This is a genomic window from Brevibacterium antiquum, assembly GCF_016107655.1.
GTDB classification, from domain to species: domain Bacteria; phylum Actinomycetota; class Actinomycetes; order Actinomycetales; family Brevibacteriaceae; genus Brevibacterium; species Brevibacterium antiquum.
In genome coordinates this window covers 392,036-409,334 of sequence record NZ_JABASX010000002.1, presented here as the reverse complement: position 1 = coordinate 409,334, position 17,299 = coordinate 392,036, and the positions used below count along the sequence as shown (strand labels likewise).

The following is a 17,299-nucleotide window of genomic DNA, read 5'->3' as shown; positions in this document are numbered from 1 at the left end:
GACACCCTCCTCAGCATTGTGTTCCTCAGCATTGCGGGCACAGAATCGATGCTAGTCCACGGGCGAGTCGAAAGACATGATGCGGCGAGACTCAGCACCGGTGACCGTTCTGCGGGAAGTGCCGGAGACCTTTTCAGTGACGTCGAACCGTTCACGGTAGCGACCGGTGAGCAGACGCCATTGTGAGTGCAGCGCCGTCGATGAGTTGAAGACGAGCAGAGTCAGCGGATAGAGCAGCCACTGCAGCCAGATGGTCAGACGCCGTACCTGCGGAACATGAACCGGACGAGGCGGCAACAGCGACTTGAAGACGAGGATGGATGCGATGAGGGCGATCATGCTGACCTGTTGTACCAGACCAACCGTCATCGGCATCCGTTCGATGAGGCCGGTGACCTGGCCGGTCTGTGACGCAACGACAAATGGGATCCACCCACCGACGGCGATGATGACGGAGATCGAGGCCAGACTGACGTGCCCCTCGAGGAGGGAGAAGAAGCGCAGGACTCCGGGCCAGAAAGGCGTTCGAGCATCACCGGCGAACACCCTCACCCCCACATAGGGCACATCGCTGGCGCCGTAGGACCATCGGCTGAGCTGCTTGAACTGCGCGACCATCGTGTCCCTGAATCCGCCGGCCAGCACCGCGTCCTGATAGATCGGAACATGGATGGGAACGACGCGATAGTCACCATCGAAATGAAACCAGCTGCGCCAATACTGATGGCCGTCCTCGACGATGGTCCGTGTCGACCAGAATCCCATGTCGATGAGAGCGGTCAGCGGCTGCGTGTGAGAGGCGAAATTGCGCAGCGCGAGAGGACGCACCGTTGTGGTGAGATTCCAGAAGCAGTTCGCGCTCGCGACGACACGAGACGGCGCGGGCGCCTCCCAGATGTTCGTGATGTACAGACTGATGGGTTGGAACGAGAGTCGGGCGCGATCGGGAGCGAGCGCGTATTCGTATGCGACGGAGTCGAAGTACGCCTCATGGGGTGTGTTGTCGCAATCGAGACTGGTGACGAGGACCGACTCCGGATCGATGCCGTTCGCCTGCACCCAGTGAGCCAGTCTGTGCCCCGCATAGGTGATGTTCGCTCCCTTTCCTGCGATCTCTCCCGGTATCCCGGCAGGGTGTTCGACGAGGACGAACGCTGCGAATCCGTCACCGTATTCGGCCGCCAGACGTCGTGCTGTCGCAGCCATCTGCGGGCCGCCTCGTTCCTCATAGGCGAAGAACACGACGATCTTCGATGGTGAGGTCGAGGTGTGCAGGAGCGATCGGACTCCGTCGGCGACCACCTCATAGGGTTCGTTGTAGGCCGCGACGACGACAGCATGGAGCAGTGTCGATGGGCGCGCCACCGTGCCCAGGAAATCGCGTGCACGGGCAATTGACGCGGCATGCTCCTTGGCCTGATACCTCGTCCAGGGATACGGTCGCGGCGGGAGACCATCCATCGCCCGTTCGATGTCGAGCAGTCTGGCACCCCAATCAACCCGAGAGCTGCGACGGTAACGCACGAAGCCGCGTGAGACGTCGACCGCACCGCGCATCGCACGTATCAGCGTCAGACCGACGACGATGAGCACATAGACCGCCCCAGCCATCGCGTTGATGAACGGCAGGACGAACACCAACCCGATGGCGGAGAAGCTGACGATCGCCGGCAGTGCTTCGAAGAACCGATAGGCCCGCGTGCGCGGCCCGGTGGGAAGTTCGAGTTCGGCCGCAGGTGAGGCGGTTGCCGCAGGTGAGGCGGTTGCGGATGGTGGGGGAGCCACAGCGGAAGAGACGGCTGCCGAGGACGATTCGCGATTCAATCTCACATAGTCGATCCTGGTTGAGGATCCTGACCAGCGGTTGGTCCCGGGATGCCAGCCAGATGAACATTCGGTGCGCAACAGGGGCTCCCGCACGCCTGCGGTAGCCTCTTCGTATGTCTGTTGTGATTCGGCCTCGACGTCATTGAGGACGTCGAGGCGGTGGCACAGGTCCATGTTGAGACCTGGCGCGAGACCTATCGCGGACTCATGCCCGATGAGCTGCTCGATTCCCCTGACATGATGGGCAAGCGCAGGAGAATGTGGAGTTCACTCATCACGCCTGAGAATCATCCGGACCATGTCTCGGCGATCGCCGACCAGGACGGCGCCATCGTCGGAATCGCCTTGTCAGGCCCGTCCGAAGCTGAGGACCGTCCAGGCGACCGGCAGCTGTTCGTCCTCTACGCATATGCTGCAGTCCACGGCTCGGGCATCGGACAACAGCTTCTTGACGCTGTCGTCAGTCCCAGGGAGCGGACTTCTCTGTGGGTGGCCGACCCGAATCCGCGTGCTCAAGCTTTCTATCGAAGAAACGGCTTCGACTTCGACGGTGCCGTAGAAACAGATGAATACGACGGAGTGCGTGAACTTCGGATGGTCAGAGAACCGGCAGAGGCTCAGTGACTCACACGGCTGTAGAATTTCACATCCACAGCACCGAGTTCTGGGCGCGAAGCTTCCCTTCAGCAGCCAGAACGCCAAGCCTCACAGATCCGGCCAACGGATCACCGGCCGGCTCCTCGATGATGACGCCGGTATGGAGACGAGCGGCCTCATCCCTGAACCCGGAGACGAGCGCATCACCAGCCCGGACCAGTCCCCCGGTGAGAGCAATGCGCAGTGGACTGTCGAGGCTGTTCGCTGCGGCGAGAGCACTGCGAGCGGCTTCGACACCAGCCTCACGAAGCAGGCCCGTGGCAACTGTGTCGCCGGAGTCTGAGAGTGCGGCGACCTCGACCGCGAAGTCTGCAAGCAACCCTGCTCGATTGTCGCGAGTGTAGAACTGAGACGGCCAGGTGGCCGGTGACCCGAAGAGTCGGGTCGCGGACTCGAGCAGCGAGCGCCCACTCGGGTCAACCCCGTCATGGGTGCGCAGCGCGAGCTCAAGAGACCGTCTCCCCAGCCAGGCGCCTCCTCCTCGATCTCCGAACAGGTGCCCCCATCCATCGGTTCGAGCCCAATCCGGGGACATGATTCCGTGCTCGTCCGGCCCCGGATGTGCAATCGAGATCGCCCCGGTGCCCAAGACCGTGACCGCGCCTCCCCTTCCTCCGAGTGCCCCGAGGTGGGCAGTCACCGCGTCGATCGCCGCGGCAGCGGGTGCCCCTGCTCTGCCCGAGATCTCGGCGATCACGGACGTGGGGTCTTCGGACAACGAGGCAATTCCCGTAGCGCCGATTCCCACACCGGCAATCTGGTCGAGACGTCCGCCCCAGGTCTTCTGCGCCGAGGAGATGAGGCCAGAAGCAATGTCGAGAACATTGCTGCCCGCGGCACTGATCTCCACCCCAGGGCCGGTCATGGTGGCGACGACGCTCAGGTCCCAGGTGGCATCGACCTCCGCCAGTGCGGCCCGGCTGCCGGTGCCGCCGATGTCGATCCCGAGGACGAAAGCGCTCATGTGGCTTCGGGCTCCGACGCAGTTCCGCCCTCGGTGCCTGCGGCGATCGCAGCTTTGACTGACCCGTCATTGTCCGCGAGGTGCTTGGCCGCAGCCGCAGGGGTCACCGAGGTGAAGGAGACGACCAGTGCTGTCTTGAGTTCGCCGCCGCAGCGCTCCAAGAGGTCTCGTGCCTTCGCATCTGAGAGGTCCGCGGCTTCGCAGAGGATGCGCACGGTCCGCTCCCGAAGTTTGTCGTTGGTGGCGACGACGGAGACCATGAGGTTGCGCCAGGTGCGGCCGAGGGCGATCATCAATGCCGTCGAGAAGCCGTTGAGGGTCAGCTTCTGTGCTGTGCCCGCCTTGAGGCGGGTTGATCCCGTCACCACCTCGGGCCCGGTGTCGAGCACGATATGGTCAGCAGCCGCCTCGGCGACGGGGGCCTCGGGATTGTTCGAGATGAGCACGGTGTGCGCGCCCGCCTCACCGGCAGCCTCCAGCGCACCGCGGACATAAGGCGTCGAACCGCTTGCCGCGATTCCGATCGCCACGTCGTCCGGGCCCAGCTCTGCCCCGACTCTGCGTCCGTCATCGACGGAGTCCTCGGCGTTCTCCACCGCGTTGACCAGTGCTGCCTGGCCGCCGGCGATGTGTCCGACCACGCGACCTGGTTCGAGGTTGAACGTCGGCAGGAGTTCGCTGGCATCGAGGACTCCCAAGCGACCGGAGGTGCCGGCTCCGAAGTAGTGGACAGCACCGCCTCGGCGCATGCGCTCGGCCGCGATGTCGACGAGTTCCGCCAACTGCGGCAGGGCGTTCGCGACCGCGGTGAGGACGGCCTGGTCCTCGCCGTTCATCACCTTCAGGACGCCGAGGGTGTCGAGCTCGTCGAGTCCCTCGCTGCGGGGATTGCGCTGCTCCGTCGGCGACAGCGGGCGTGGGGACGACGGTCGCTGGGACTGCGGGCGTGGGGACGGTGACTGCTGCGGCTGCTGGGACCCCGGCTGCTGGGGCTGCGTCATCATCGGTTGCTGCCTTCCACCTCGGCGACGGTGTTCCGGTTCTGTGCCTTCGGGTGGCGCAGGGACAGGAGCCCGCCGAGTGAGACCATGACGATGACACCGAGTGCCGGATACCACTGCCAGGCGACCCAGACCTCGCCGGTGACATACTTCTCCATGACGAAGAAGAAAGCGTTGACAGCGACCGCCAGCGCGAACGTGATGTTCGCATCGACCGCTGTGGCGCGCTTGTTGACGATGCCGAAGACGAAGGCTCCGAGCAGCCCGCCGTAGGTGATGCCCGCGACGCCCAACGCGAGGATGACGATGTTGCCCTCATCGGATTGGAAGATCGTGGCCGGGAGGATGAAGGCGATGCCCCAGCCGATGGTCGCCCAGCGCCCGACTTTGAAGCCCTCGGCGTCGGTCATCGGCGTCTTCTTCAGTCGTGCGTAGACATCGTTGACCGTCGAGGAGGACAGTGCCGACAGCGACGAGGACAGGGTCGACATGGCCGCGGCGAGGATGCCGGCCAGCAGCAGCCCCGAGACGCCGGGCGGCAGTCCTTCGATGATGAAGAGCGGGAAGATCTCGTCATCACGGCTGAGCCCCAGGTCAGCAGGCAGGGCGTGGTCGTAGTAGGCCCACAGTGCCAGTCCGACGGCGAGGAAGATCGCGAACTGGACGAAGACGACGACGCCGGAGACGATGAGTGCCTTCTGTGCTTCGATCTTGGACCGGCAGGACAGGAGGCGCTGGACGATGAGCTGGTCCGAGCCGTGCGAAGCCATGGCGAAGACCGCACCGCCGAGCAGCGAGGGAATGAACGAGGCATCTGCCGAGATCGGATTGCCCTCGAAGATGAACATGTTGAGCTTGCCGGCCGCTGCGGCCTCGCCCAGCCAGCCGCTGCCCATGGCAGCGGTGATGACGATGATCGTCAGTATGCCGCCGACGACGTAGAGGCACATCTGGGCCACGTCGACCCAGACCACGGCCTTGATCCCGCCGATGAAGGTGTAGGCGATCGTCACCAGCGAGAGGACGACGATGATGACGAAGTAGTTCGTGTGGATGCCCAGACCGTCGAGGATCACCTTGACGGGAATGGCTGCGGCGAGGACCCTGATGCCGTCGGCCAGGAGACGGGTGAACAGGAAGGTCACACCCGCAGTCGTCTGGGTCGAGGTGCCGAAGCGTTTGCCCAGGTAGGCGTACGCGGTGAGCATCTCACCGTCGTAGTATCTCGGGAGCATGAAGAAGGCGACGACGACTCGACCGAGGATGTAGCCCAGCCCCAGCTGCAGGTAGTTGATATCGCCGAGGTAGCTCATGACCGGGATGCCGATCACCGTCAGCGCGCTGGTCTCCGTGGCCACCACGGACAGACACACCGCCCACCAAGGGATGTTCCGGCCACCCAGGAAGTAGCCCTGGAGGTCCTTCTGCTTTCCGCTGAGCTTCAGCCCCAACCACGCCGTGGCGACGAGGTAGGCGATGATCACCAGAAGGTCGATGATCTGCATGGTGTGTCTCCTTCATACAAGGGGTGTGCGTTGCTTCGGATGGCCTGCGTCGTCGCAGGATACTCATCTGTTCAGTGGTCTCATCGGTCCAGGATCCTCAGGCGTGTGGGTTTGGCTGCCAGCGGCTCGGGAAGTGCGAGCGGACCGCGCCCCGGACTCAGTCGCCCGGCGATGCTCGGATGCGCGGCGCCGGTGAGGTTCGGCTCGGTTCCTGCCAGTCCGTTCCAACTCAGCCACCCCAGCAGCGCCATCAGCAGGGCCTCTTTGGCTCCCTCCGGCAGACCGAAGGCCTGATCCGTGCTGGCCAGGGTCACGCCGGGTCCGAGCTCCGAGGCCAATCGCCCCAGCAGCGTCGGGTTCCTGGTTCCCCCGCCGGAGGCGATGACCGTGGTGACCCCGTGTGCGTGGCAGGCATCGGAGACTGTGCGCGCGGTCAGTGCCGTGACCGTCGCAATGGCGTCGAACTCGCCGAGGCTGGACCGGGCTGAGAGGAAACGGTCGAGGTAGTCCGCGTGGAAGAGCTCTTTGCCCGTCGACTTCGGCGCCGGGAGCCTGTAGTACGGATCGGCGAGCAGCTGCCCGAGCAGCTCCTCGTCGGCCCGGCCCCGTGCGGCCAGCTCCCCGTCACGGTCGAAGTCCTCTTCCCCCTTGGTGATCCTGCGCGCGAGGACGTCGATGAGGGCGTTGGCAGGTCCTGTGTCGAAAGCGAGCGGAGCGCGCTCGGGTGCCAGAACGGTGATGTTCGCGATCCCGCCGAGGTTGAGCACCGCAGTCGGTGCCTCGACGTCTCCGAGAAGGAGGCTGTCGAGGATCCCGACCAGTGGAGCACCCTGACCGCCGGCGGCGACGTCGCGGGCGCGGACGTCGGAGAGCACGGGAACACCGGTCGCCTCGGCGATCCAAGCGGGCTGGCCGATCTGCAGGGTCGAGGTGACGACGCCGTCGGTGATGTCATGGCGCACTGTCTGCCCGTGGGAGACCACGAGATCGCAGTCGACTCCGGCCTCGGCGCACACCTGCTGCAGCGCCCCGGCACTGAACCGTCCCAGGCGAGCATCAACGCTGGAGACCAGGGACAGGGGAACGTCGCGGGGCTCGAGGAGGCGCAGGATGTCGGCCCGCAGCTCGCGATCGAAGTCGAGCTCCTGGCTGGCCAGGATGCGGACTCTCAGGTCTGCCTCGGCGCTCTGCGGATCGTAGTCGAATTCGGCGAGGACGACGTCGAGGGCGTCGGCGGAGGTTCCTGTCATGAGGCCGGCGATGATCATCGGCTGGCACCTTCCGTCTGGTCGGGTTCGAGACGCGGATCGGACTCGAGAGACTGGCCGGGCTCATGGGGCTGCCCGGGCAGGGTGAGTTCGGTGCGGATCTTGTAGCGGTCGCCGCGGTAGACCGAGCGGACGAATTCGAAGGGAACGCCCTCGGCCCCGCGTGAGGTGCGCTCGAAGAGCAGCGCCGGGGACTGTTCGGGGACGCCGAGAACCTTCGCCTCATCGGCATCGAGGAGGGTCGGTTCGATGGTCTGCACGCTGTGGTTGAGAGCGATGTCGAAGCGCGAGCGCAGCAGTTCGTAGAACGAGCTGTTCTCCAGGTCTTCACCGCACAGTCCGGGAACGAGGGCAGAGGGGATGTGCAGCTCTTCGAGCGCGAGCGGCTCTTCGTCGGCCAGACGCAGACGCAGGATCGTGATGACCTCGGCGCTTTCGACGATGTGCAGTTTGCGCCCGATGTGAGCTCCGGCCTCCGTCACGTCGAAGGAGAGCACACGAGATCCGGGGCGCATGCCGCGAGCGAGCATGTCCTCGGTGAAGGAGCTCGCGGCCAGGGGCTGATCGAGTTTGGGGCCGAGGGCGAAGACACCGGCACCGTGGCGGCGTCGCACCACGCCCTTGGCGACCAGTTCGTCGATGGCTCGGCGCAGAGTCATCCGTGAGATGCCCAGCGCCTCGGCGAGCTGGCGTTCGGGTGGGAACTGCTCGCCGGCGGCCATTGACTCAAGGCGGTCGAGGAGCTGATCCCGTATCGAGTGGAATTTGGTCACGTGACTATTGAGGCATAGGACACACGAGAAAATCAAGACCACTGGTCTGACTTTCTCCGTGGCGTGTCCCGGGAACTGCCTCGGCGCACTCTGCCTGCCAGCGAATCGTTCCTCGTTCTCGCATAAGCTGAGCTCAGCATCTCGAGTCTTTTCACGCCGCAGGAGGCACCGTGTACCAAGCAGCCGATGACCGCTATGAATCGATGACCTATCGCCGGGTCGGCCGTTCCGGCCTGGTTCTTCCCGCTCTGTCGTTGGGGCTGTGGCACAACTTCGGCGATGATGTGGCCTTCCAGAATCAGCGCGACATCGTGCGTCGGGCCTTCGATCTGGGGATCACCCATTTCGATCTTGCGAACAATTACGGTCCGCCGCCCGGCTCGGCCGAGACGAATTTCGGTCGACTGCTGCGCGAGGACCTCCACCCGTATCGCGACGAGCTCATCATCTCGACCAAGGCCGGCTGGGGGATGCATCCCGGGCCCTACGGTGGTCCGGGCGGGAGCCGGAAGTACCTGCTCGCCAGCCTCGACGCCTCGCTGAAGCGATTGGGCTTGGACTATGTCGACATCTTCTACTCTCACCGCCCCGATGCCTCGACACCGCTGGAGGAGACCATCGGCGCGCTCGACACCGCGGTGCGCTCGGGTCGTGCCCTCTACGCGGGCATCTCCTCGTATTCGGCGGCCGACACCGCCAGGGCCTCAACGCTGGCGAAAGACCTGGGCACACCGCTCCTTATCCACCAGCCCTCCTATTCGATGGTCAACCGCTGGATCGAATCCGATGATCTGCTCGACACCACAGGGGCCGAGGGGTTGGGCGTCATCGCGTTCTCCCCTCTCGCACAGGGGCTGCTCACCGACAAGTACCTCGGCGGCGTCCCCGAAGATTCGCGCGCAGGCAAAGCCACTCCGTCGTTCAAGGACGGGTTCCTCTCCGAGGACAACCTCGAACGCATCCGCGGACTGAACGAGATCGCGGCAGCGCGCGGTCAGTCGCTGGCACAGATGGCTCTGAGCTGGGCACTGCGCGATGATCGTGTGTCCTCGCTGGTCATCGGGTCCAGCCGCGTCTCGCAGCTCGAGCACAATGTCGCCGCCCTCGACGCGGATCCGCTGAGCGCTGAGGAACTGACCGACATCGATGAGTTCGCGATCGATTCCGGCGTCGACATCTGGGGAGACGCCCGCCGCAGCACGAGGGACTGAGAACCCCGGCAACCTCTTGCTGATGAGTTACTCGTGCGCGCTGATGAGTTACTCGTGCGCGGCGTCAAGCAGAACGCCTGTCAGCGAGCTCCACCGTGGCCGGAACGCGTAGACGCAGGCCAGCCGCACGAGTGCTGAGCGCTCATAGGTGCGCACCCGCCGTGGATCGAGTCCGCTCGCCGAGGCGACGCGGGAGATCTCCCGGATCACCACCTCGGCGTCGTCTGGCGTCCAGATCCCCTGCTGCGTGCGCCACCGTGCGTGGGCACGCAGATTTCCGAGGTCGAGTTCTCGTTCGCCCAGGCAGGCGGTGTCGACGTCGAGCAGTCCTGGCCCTGCTACCGGGTCCCACATGATCTGCTTGTCGTGGAGGTCCCGATGGATCGGCCCCCAGTTCCCTTCGCCCGCCGAGGCGGCACCGGCATTGAGGAGATCGGCGCACACGTCCGTGATCAAGGAGTCCACCTCAGCAAGCTGTGGTCCGAGGAGCTCGTGGGCGCGATCTCGCCATTCTTCGAGCACCTGCACTTCCGAGGCTGCCGAATGAACCGGCACCGGGGTCACAGTCTCTCCGGCGGCGAGCTCCCACGCGTCGAGGGCATCGGTCCAGGCGCGGGACCAATCAACGCCAAGGCGCTGCGGATCGTGGAGTTCAACGCCCGGCAGAGCGCTGAGCACGACTGTTGAGTCATCCGCTGCAAGGACGTTCGGCAGTGCGAAGCCGTTCCGGAAGGATTCGGCCCGGTCCTGGCCGGCGATGATGTCTGCCGCCCGGGACGAGCGCACACATTTGGCGAAGCCTCCGTCGGCCAGTCGGATGACGGCTCTCTTGCCGGGCCGGTGCGATATCAGCTGGTTACCGGTGGAGGCGAGGAGCCGCTCGAGTCCCGGAAGCTTCGGATCTCTGCCCGCGTCGAGCATGTCCACCTGCCCGGCACTGAGGAATCCGGCTCTGATCGCCGTGTTGTTCTGGGACTCGATGGCGATCCGGTTGCGGCTGGCCGGCCAGGCGCGGCGCACTGCCCATGTCTCTGCGTCGACCGTGACGACGTCGGGAATGACGCGTGATGCCATCACGAGACCCGGCCGTCGCTTGCGGCCAGCGCCTGCTGCGCAGCGCCGATGGCCTGCACTGTGGCCTGCTGCCAGTCCGATCGGCACGCCCGCCACGGTTCGAGGGCCGTGACGAGCATGGCCCAAGCCGCCCAGGCCTCCACGTCGACCTCGGCCGCACCTGCTCCTCGGTAGCCGTTGAGGAAACCGGTCTCCAAGGATTCGGCCCCCACATCGGTGCGTCGCCGGCAGGCGGCCACCCACCTGCCCAGATCCATTCCGACGTGCCCGACGCCGGCCCGATCGAGGTCGATGATGCGGCATTCCGAATGGCCGACGAGCACCTGGTCGGGGCTGAGGTCGCCGTGAATCGCGCGAGCACCCAGGCCGGCTTCAGCGCCGACCCCCGTTCCGCCCTCGTTCCCGATCCGATGGTGAAGTCGCCGGACGATGTCGTCCGTCGTGCCGCCGACCTCGGGCAGCAGCCGTGACAAAACGTCTGCGGCCGCATCGGCTTGATCGATCGGTGATGTCGAGGAGCCGGGGACACCCTCGGCGGGGGTGTGGCGGTGGAGCTCTGCGATGATCACTCCGGCCTCCTCTGCCACTGCCAGATCCGGGTGGGTATCGAGGTCACCGGTCCCCCACCATGGGGAGGCCACAGCCGTGCCCCTGCTGCCGATGGGCTCGACGGGAAGAGTCGGCAGACCCCACCTGGCCCACTGCGCGGCGGTCCCGACCAGGTGCTGCTGGGACCGCGTGGCGATGCGGATGAACTCGGGTTCGCCCGAGGTCTGCCCGGTGTGTTTGAACAGGATGCGCCGGCCCGGGTTGTAGCCGACCACCTCAAGAGTGTCTGCGCCGGACAAGGTGCGCATCGCGCGGGCGATCTCCTTGCCCAGCTTCGAATCGGCCGGCACCGATCCGCTGAGCAGCACACTGCCCGTGGCACCGGCGGACCGCGGCTCGCTGCATTCGTGCACGACCACCGGCTCACCTGCGCGGTCGGCCCGCCTGCGGATGTTGGCGAGTTTGTCCACGCTGGTCACAACCGCGCTCCACCCCCAGTCCTGGAACCCGCCGAGGCGGCCCTCATCCTCACGCTGCCAGGAGACGATGGCGCTGCGGCCGGGTTTGACCCGAATCCGGGTCGGGACAACGGCAGATCCCACACGTTGAGACAGTGCTTCGGCTGACCTGAGCTCGGTGACATACGGCAGGCCCGCGAATTCTGCGGTTGCCTCATCCATACCCTGGAGATTCGTCATCCCGCCACCTCGTTGAGAGTGGTCCCCATCTGAGAATCCTCGGCCTGCGTGCGCATCCAGCGAGCGATTCTGGTGTCCGGATCACCGGCCAGTTCGCTCAGCGATCCGTCTTCGACGATCTGCCCGTCCTCGAGCCACAGCACCCGGTCGAGGTCGCGGATCATCGCCAGGTCGTGGGTGATGACGATGCTCGTCCGTCCTTCGGTCAGCTTCGACACCGAGCCCGCGACCTGCCCTCGGGTCTGCGGGTCAAGACCGGAAGTCGCCTCGTCGAAGACCACGACGGGTGCGTCACGAACCAATGCCCTGGCGATGGCCAGACGCTGTCGCTGCCCACCGGAGAGCGTGTCACCCCGGTTGCCCAGCACGGTGTCATACCCCTCGGGCAATCCCACGATGAACTCCTCGGCCCGGGCCGCGCGAGCCGCATCCTCCACCTCGGCGTCGGTGGCGTCCAGGCGGCCGTAGCGGATGTTCTCCCGCACGGTCGCGGCGAACAGAACCGATTCCTGCAGGAGCACCGACACGTTCGAGCGCAGGGAGGACCTGGTGACGTTGTGCGTGTCGTAGCCGTCGATGAATATCGACCCCGCTTCCGGCTGCGAGAGCCGCAGCAGGTAACTCATCAACGTGGACTTCCCGGCTCCGGAGGCGCCGAGGATCCCGACCTTCTGACCCGCGGGGATCAGCAGATTGAAGTCGTTGAACAGCGGATTCCCATGACCGTCCGCCGAGGTGATGCGGTCGAAGACGACATCACCGGACACGGGCCCCATGGTCAGGGCTCCGGGGACATCAGCAATCTCGATCGGCTCGTCGAGGAGATCGGCGATCCGTTCCCCAGATGCGGTGGCTCGGGCGATGCGGCCGGTGTATTTGGCCATATCGCGCAGCGGCTTCATGGCGATCTTGAGGTACATGAGGAACAGCACCAGGTCCCCGGGGGACATGGCCCCGCGCAGCACCTGGTAGCTGCCGAAGATGAGCACCAGCGCCTGGGAGATGCCGACGAGCACGTCGGTTGATCGTTCCAGTCCCGCGGCCAGGCGGCGGGCACGCACACCGGCTTTGAGCGCGCGTTCGTTTCCATTGGAGAATTCGCGAGCCACTGTGCCTTCGAGGCCATAGGCCTGGACGACGCGGATGGCGCCCAGCGCTTCGGCGGCAGAGCCCACGAGCCTGCCTTCGCCCTTGCGAGTCGAGCGGGAAGCTGTCGTGATCTTCGGGGTCGCGATCTTCGACAGCACCCCGTAGATCGCTGCGGTGATGAGCACGATGGCGCTGAGCACCGGGTCGAGGATGACCATGACGACGAGGAGGACAGCCAGGGTGATGACGTTGCCCACCAGCGGAAGACCGGCCGTCACAGCCACTTCCTGGAGGCGTCCGATATCGCCGACGAGGCGCTGGGAGGTGTCTCCGATCGAGGCTCGCGAATGGTACTTCAGCGACAGAGCCTGCACGTGCTCGAAGACCCGTGACCGCAGCTGGGTCGCGACTCGGGCGCCGACGAGCGCGAAGCAGATGGTCGAGGCATAGTTCGCCACGGCTCTGCCCGCCACGATGACCGCCAGACCGATCGCGGCTGCGGCCAAGGTCATCCCGACGTTCGATCCGACGCCGATGGTCGGTCCGATCTCCGCGCCCAGGGCAGAGGTCACGGCATCGATGGCGATCTTGAGCGGCCATGGTTCGAGGATGCGGAAGATGACGTCGCAGAACAGTGCGGCCAGCCCGCCGACGATGAGCCACTTATGCTGGCCCAGGTGCGGGGTGAGGATCCACAGGGTTCGCTTCAGCGCCCCGGGCGAGATCTTGGTCTTGGACTTCGTCGCTTTCGAGGTCTGACTCATACCAACTCCAACACGAACGGCGCCAGTATCTCCTGGCACCGACTGGTCCACGAATGATGGGCCAGTGCTTCGGCACGGGCGGCAGCACCCATCCGCTGCCTCGCCTCGGCGTCGGCGATGAGGTTCTGCAGGGCACATGCCAGCGCACTGGAGTCGCCGGCAGGCACAAGCGTCGCCGCACCGGTCCCGTCGAGGACCTCGGGAATCGAACCGATCGCCGAGGCGACGATGGGCAGTCCCGCTGCCAGGTACTCGTAGATCTTCAGCGGCGAGAAGTAGTTCTCCCCTGCCGGGTACGGGGCCACAGCAATATCGAAGGTGCGCAGTCGGGCAGGAATCTCTGCGGAGGCGAGCGCCCCGTGGAAGGTCACGCGGTCACCGATGCGAAGAGCCTTCGCCTGCTTCTGCAGAGCCTCCGCCTCCGGTCCGTGCCCGAGGATATCGAGATGGAAGTTCCCGCGCAGATCGGCACAGGCCTCGATGAGCCGGTCGGTGCCGTGCCAGGGTTTGAGGGTTCCCACGAATCCGATTCGCACAGGTCGATCGTGACTTGGCACAGGTCGATCGTGACCTGGTTCCTCGCCGAGGCTTGGTTCCTCGCCGAGGCGGCCCATCCCTTCAGAAGACTGTGCCGGTGTGATCCGCTCCGTGTTCACACCGTTGGGGACCACCGAGACATCGCGCAGTCCCGGATAGTCCCGCTCCACCCAAGCGGCAACAGCGGAACTGACACAGACGATCCGCTCGGCTTCGACGAAGCTGTGGGCTGTGGTCCGAGCGGCATGCGCATCGTGGACGAGTCCGCGATGCTGCTTCTGCTCGGCGAGCAGCGGTGCGTTGACCTCGAGGACCAGAGGCACGCCGAGACGGCTGCTGATCTGCGCCCCGGCGGTGGAGAACAGCGAATACCGTTCGTAGACGAGGTCGAAGCCCTGGTCAGCTCCGGCACCCGCGGTGTCGATGACCATATCGGCGAGCATGTCGGACAGACGCATGAGCGCCATCTCCCGTTGGCTTCGATCAAGACCGCCGGGCACCTTGAGGCGAGTGACGTCGAGATCGGCGAGGTCGCTCGGGACGTCGTCATCGGTGCGGGTGCAGAAGACGCTGACCTCATGCCCGAGGTGTCTGAAGGCGCGGATGACTTCCTGCACGTGGACGCTTGCGCCCTTGGTGCCGAATACTCCGATGCCCGGGTCGAGCAGAATGTAGGCGATTCTCATGACACGTGCTCCAGTTCTCGGTCGGTGTTCGATGCGGCTCGGTCGGTGTTCGACGCGGGGTGACCCGTGTTGGATTCGGCTTGACCGAGCACGTCTGCCGCCGGAGTCTCGGTCGCGACTGCGCCGGTCACCAGGTCGGCAAGTTCGCGGGCCTGGGAGCGCGAGTCGTGCTCTCGGCACACAAGGCGGCGAGCAGCATCGGTGATCTCTCGTACGGAAGCAGGATTCTCCTGCAGTCGATGGACCGCCTCGGCGATGGTGGATGCGATCTGGTCGGGGTCATCGCCCTCGACCAGCCACCCGGTCTCATCGTTGATGATGACCTCGGGCACGGCCGTGACTGTGCCGGCGATGCACGGGATTCCGGTGGCCATGCCTTCGAGCAGGACGGTCGGCAGGCCATCGGCATTGCCGTCGGCGCCGATGACGAACGGGGCGACGAGGAGGTCGTGGCTGACGAACATCTCGCGGACCTCGGACTGGGTCAGCGCTCCGTGCATGTCGACGAGTTCGGTGAGGTGGAGCGTGAGGATGAGCTCGCGCAGCTCGTCCTCAAGCGGACCCGTACCGACGAGATCGAGGTGACAGGGCAGGCCGGCGTCGCGCAGTCGGGCGAGCGCGGTGAGCAGATGCGCGAAACCCTTCTTCTCAACGAGGCGACCGACGGCCAGAAGCGAGGGAATCGACTGCGCCGAACCGATTGGTCGCTCATCGATGTCGGGACGATAGGGGAAACGGTCGAGTTCGAGACCGTTGCGCACGACGACAATCCGCTCGCTGAGCTCAGGGCCGAGGGTGCGGCGCAGATAGCTGTGGTTGTAGTCGCTGATGGCGATGACGTGGTCGGCGTCGGCGACCTTGGCGCTCAGATCGTCGAGTTCGACGCTCTCATGGAAGATGTCCTTCGCATGCGTGGTGAACGAATACGCGATCCCCGTCAACGCCGAGGCGGCTCGAGCCACCGTCGTCGCCACCGACGCGAAGTGGGCGTGGAGGTGGGTGACCTCGTGTTCGAGTGCCAAGCGAGCCACGGCAGCGGCCTGGACGGCATCGTCGTGGCTCAGCTCGGTGATGTCGCCGAGGTGGGCCTTGAGACCAGCGGCGATCCTCGGATCCTGCATGCTCTCCTGCCAGGTCTGCCAGAAGCTGCGGGCACTCGAAGGCCGTTCGACGTGGATGACAGGGGCCTTGACCCTGGCCAGCTCCGGGTGGAAGCGGGTATCGGTGCTCGGCCGCAGGGAGAAGATGATGAGCTCCTCCCCCGCGGCTTCCCTGGCGAGGATCTCGGAGACGATGAAGGTCTCGGAGAAGCGCGGGTACATCTTCAGGACGTAGGCGCGTTTGGTGCTCAGGTGTGTGGGCGTGGGTGCAGATGTGGGTGCGTGTGTGAGTGCGTGTTCAGCCTGCATAGCTGGCCTCCTCGATTGAAGCGACGGCACCGAGGGCCGAGGAACTGTGGTCAGGGACGATGGCAGTGACGTGCGGGCCGATGAGTTCGGCAGCGAGGTGCGCGACCGCGGCCAACCCGGCCAAGTCGATGCGCGAACGGTCGATGGAGTGATCGACCTGCCGGCTGAACCACTCGCTCAGAGCCGTTGCGCTCATCCGATCAATGGACAGTGTGTCGATCGCGCCGACCGCGGCAAGCGCAGATGCCCGCCGAGGCTGCTCAGCACGATGCCCGTTCCGGGGGACGACGAGGGCCGGTGTCGTCGTCGCGACCACCTCGCTGATGGTGTTGTATCCACCCATGCAGACGAGTGCGGATGCCCTGTCGATGAGGCCGGGAACGTCGTCGCTGTGTCGGATGACGATGGTCGACTCCGAGGCGGATCGTTTGAGAGCTTCGAACTCGGCGAAGTCCATCTGGGGACCCGTCACGACCAGGTGGGTGTGGCCTGCCGGTGGACGCGCACGTACCGCGATCGACGCGAGGTCGGCGCCGTCGGAGCCTCCTCCCAGGCAGGTGAGGACGAACCGTCCACGCGTTGTCGCGGCACGTTCCACGGAGTGCTCCACGGGGCGTTCCATCGCCAGGTATCCGGTGCATTCCGCGATGCGCGCAAGCTCCTCAGGCACTTCCCCGGTCGCCCTTGGGTCGTAGACGTCCGGGTCACCGTAGATCCAGACCTCGTCGAAGGCAGCGGCGACGACGCCGGCTCCGCCGACACGATCCCATTCTCGTTCGATCACCGAGGGGGTGTCGAGGACCTCGCGCAGGCCGAGGACCGTGCGGCACCCGCGGGCCCTGACGTGGTCGAGCGCTTCGTTCAGTTCGCCGTCGATGCCGAAGGGGTGGCGATCGACGATGAAGAGGTCAGGGTCCTGCTGGTCAAGGATCGCGGTGATCGCGGCGGCCCGCAGGGCGCTGAGCCCTTCCATCGATGAGGCCAATGCCCGGGGCTCGTAGCCTCCAGCCGATGGGGTCACACCGGGCAGAATCACCCAGTCCCATCCGGCAGGGAGATCGAAGCGAGTGGCCTCGGGGTTGCCTGCGATGAGCAGCCCGCTCACTCTGCGTCCGGTCAGTGTGGGAAGGTCCTTGGCCAGGGCGAAGGCCAAGGCACGGTTCCGGCGGATGTGTCCCAGACCCAGGGAGTCGTGGGAGAACAACGCGATTCTCAGAGTGGAATTCATACTCTTCATCCTGGTCTGCCTGATTAAGGTGGAATTAAGACGCAGATGAGAAGACTCTT

14 protein-coding genes are annotated in these 17,299 nt (G+C 65.4%); 2 read left to right on the top strand and 12 right to left on the bottom strand.

The window, feature by feature from the left end; genetic code table 11:
• Positions 1-51: 51 nt before the first annotated feature.
• On the bottom strand, positions 52-1,830 hold the full coding sequence (locus tag JFC13_RS05070) for a hypothetical protein (RefSeq protein ID WP_198396003.1): 1,779 nt from the start codon (positions 1,828-1,830) through the stop codon (positions 52-54).
• A gap of 156 nt (positions 1,831-1,986) precedes the next feature.
• Here JFC13_RS05070 and JFC13_RS05065 point away from each other — a divergent pair, with 156 nt between their 5' ends.
• Entirely contained in the window at positions 1,987-2,451 is a 465-nt protein-coding gene (locus JFC13_RS05065; protein WP_332839333.1) for a GNAT family N-acetyltransferase, read from the top strand.
• Positions 2,452-2,470: 19 nt separating this feature from the next.
• Here the strand turns inward: JFC13_RS05065 and JFC13_RS05060 are convergent, their stop codons facing one another.
• From JFC13_RS05060 to JFC13_RS05040, 5 genes are all read right to left on the bottom strand, one after another.
• A complete protein-coding gene (locus JFC13_RS05060; RefSeq protein ID WP_198396002.1) occupies positions 2,471-3,448 on the bottom strand; it encodes a BadF/BadG/BcrA/BcrD ATPase family protein in 978 nt (325 codons plus the stop codon).
• The gene (murQ, locus tag JFC13_RS05055; RefSeq protein WP_232488195.1) at positions 3,445-4,452 is read right to left on the bottom strand and encodes an N-acetylmuramic acid 6-phosphate etherase; all 1,008 of its coding nucleotides are present in this window, start codon (positions 4,450-4,452) and stop codon (positions 3,445-3,447) included. The genes JFC13_RS05060 and murQ overlap by 4 nt, the downstream gene beginning before the upstream one ends.
• The gene (locus JFC13_RS05050; protein WP_198396001.1) at positions 4,449-5,954 is read right to left on the bottom strand and encodes a sodium:solute symporter; all 1,506 of its coding nucleotides are present in this window, start codon (positions 5,952-5,954) and stop codon (positions 4,449-4,451) included. Before JFC13_RS05050 ends, murQ begins: the two co-directional genes overlap by 4 nt.
• 80 nt (positions 5,955-6,034) lie before the next feature.
• Positions 6,035-7,222, bottom strand: coding sequence for an anhydro-N-acetylmuramic acid kinase (locus tag JFC13_RS05045; protein WP_198396000.1), 1,188 nt, complete (start codon positions 7,220-7,222; stop codon positions 6,035-6,037).
• Positions 7,219-7,995 carry a GntR family transcriptional regulator gene (locus JFC13_RS05040; RefSeq protein WP_332839332.1) on the bottom strand — a complete coding sequence of 259 codons (777 nt, stop codon included), beginning with the start codon at positions 7,993-7,995 and terminating at the stop codon, positions 7,219-7,221. The genes JFC13_RS05045 and JFC13_RS05040 overlap by 4 nt, the downstream gene beginning before the upstream one ends.
• A gap of 170 nt (positions 7,996-8,165) precedes the next feature.
• On the opposite strand from JFC13_RS05040, the gene mgrA reads away from it, so the two are divergent.
• Complete coding sequence (gene mgrA / locus JFC13_RS05035) at positions 8,166-9,206, top strand: L-glyceraldehyde 3-phosphate reductase (RefSeq protein ID WP_198395999.1); 1,041 nt, start codon at positions 8,166-8,168, stop codon at positions 9,204-9,206.
• 48 nt (positions 9,207-9,254) lie between these two features.
• Here the strand turns inward: mgrA and JFC13_RS05030 are convergent, their stop codons facing one another.
• The 6 genes from JFC13_RS05030 to JFC13_RS05005 are packed head-to-tail and all read right to left on the bottom strand — an operon-like array spanning position 9,255 to position 17,240.
• Positions 9,255-10,280: an aminoglycoside phosphotransferase/kinase family protein gene (locus JFC13_RS05030; protein ID WP_198395998.1), complete on the bottom strand. Its 1,026-nt coding sequence runs from the start codon at positions 10,278-10,280 to the stop codon at positions 9,255-9,257.
• On the bottom strand, positions 10,280-11,527 hold the full coding sequence (locus JFC13_RS05025; protein ID WP_198395997.1) for a phosphotransferase: 1,248 nt from the start codon (positions 11,525-11,527) through the stop codon (positions 10,280-10,282). Before JFC13_RS05025 ends, JFC13_RS05030 begins: the two co-directional genes overlap by 1 nt.
• Positions 11,524-13,380, bottom strand: coding sequence for an ABC transporter ATP-binding protein (locus tag JFC13_RS05020; RefSeq protein WP_198395996.1), 1,857 nt, complete (start codon positions 13,378-13,380; stop codon positions 11,524-11,526). The genes JFC13_RS05025 and JFC13_RS05020 overlap by 4 nt, the downstream gene beginning before the upstream one ends.
• Entirely contained in the window at positions 13,377-14,603 is a 1,227-nt protein-coding gene (locus JFC13_RS05015; protein WP_198395995.1) for a glycosyltransferase family 4 protein, read from the bottom strand. Before JFC13_RS05015 ends, JFC13_RS05020 begins: the two co-directional genes overlap by 4 nt.
• Positions 14,600-16,012: a glycosyltransferase family 4 protein gene (locus JFC13_RS05010; RefSeq protein ID WP_198395994.1), complete on the bottom strand. Its 1,413-nt coding sequence runs from the start codon at positions 16,010-16,012 to the stop codon at positions 14,600-14,602. The genes JFC13_RS05015 and JFC13_RS05010 overlap by 4 nt, the downstream gene beginning before the upstream one ends.
• Positions 16,002-17,240, bottom strand: a complete 1,239-nt coding sequence (locus JFC13_RS05005; RefSeq protein WP_198395993.1) for a glycosyltransferase family protein — start codon at positions 17,238-17,240, stop codon at positions 16,002-16,004. Before JFC13_RS05005 ends, JFC13_RS05010 begins: the two co-directional genes overlap by 11 nt.
• Positions 17,241-17,299 lie beyond the last annotated feature (59 nt).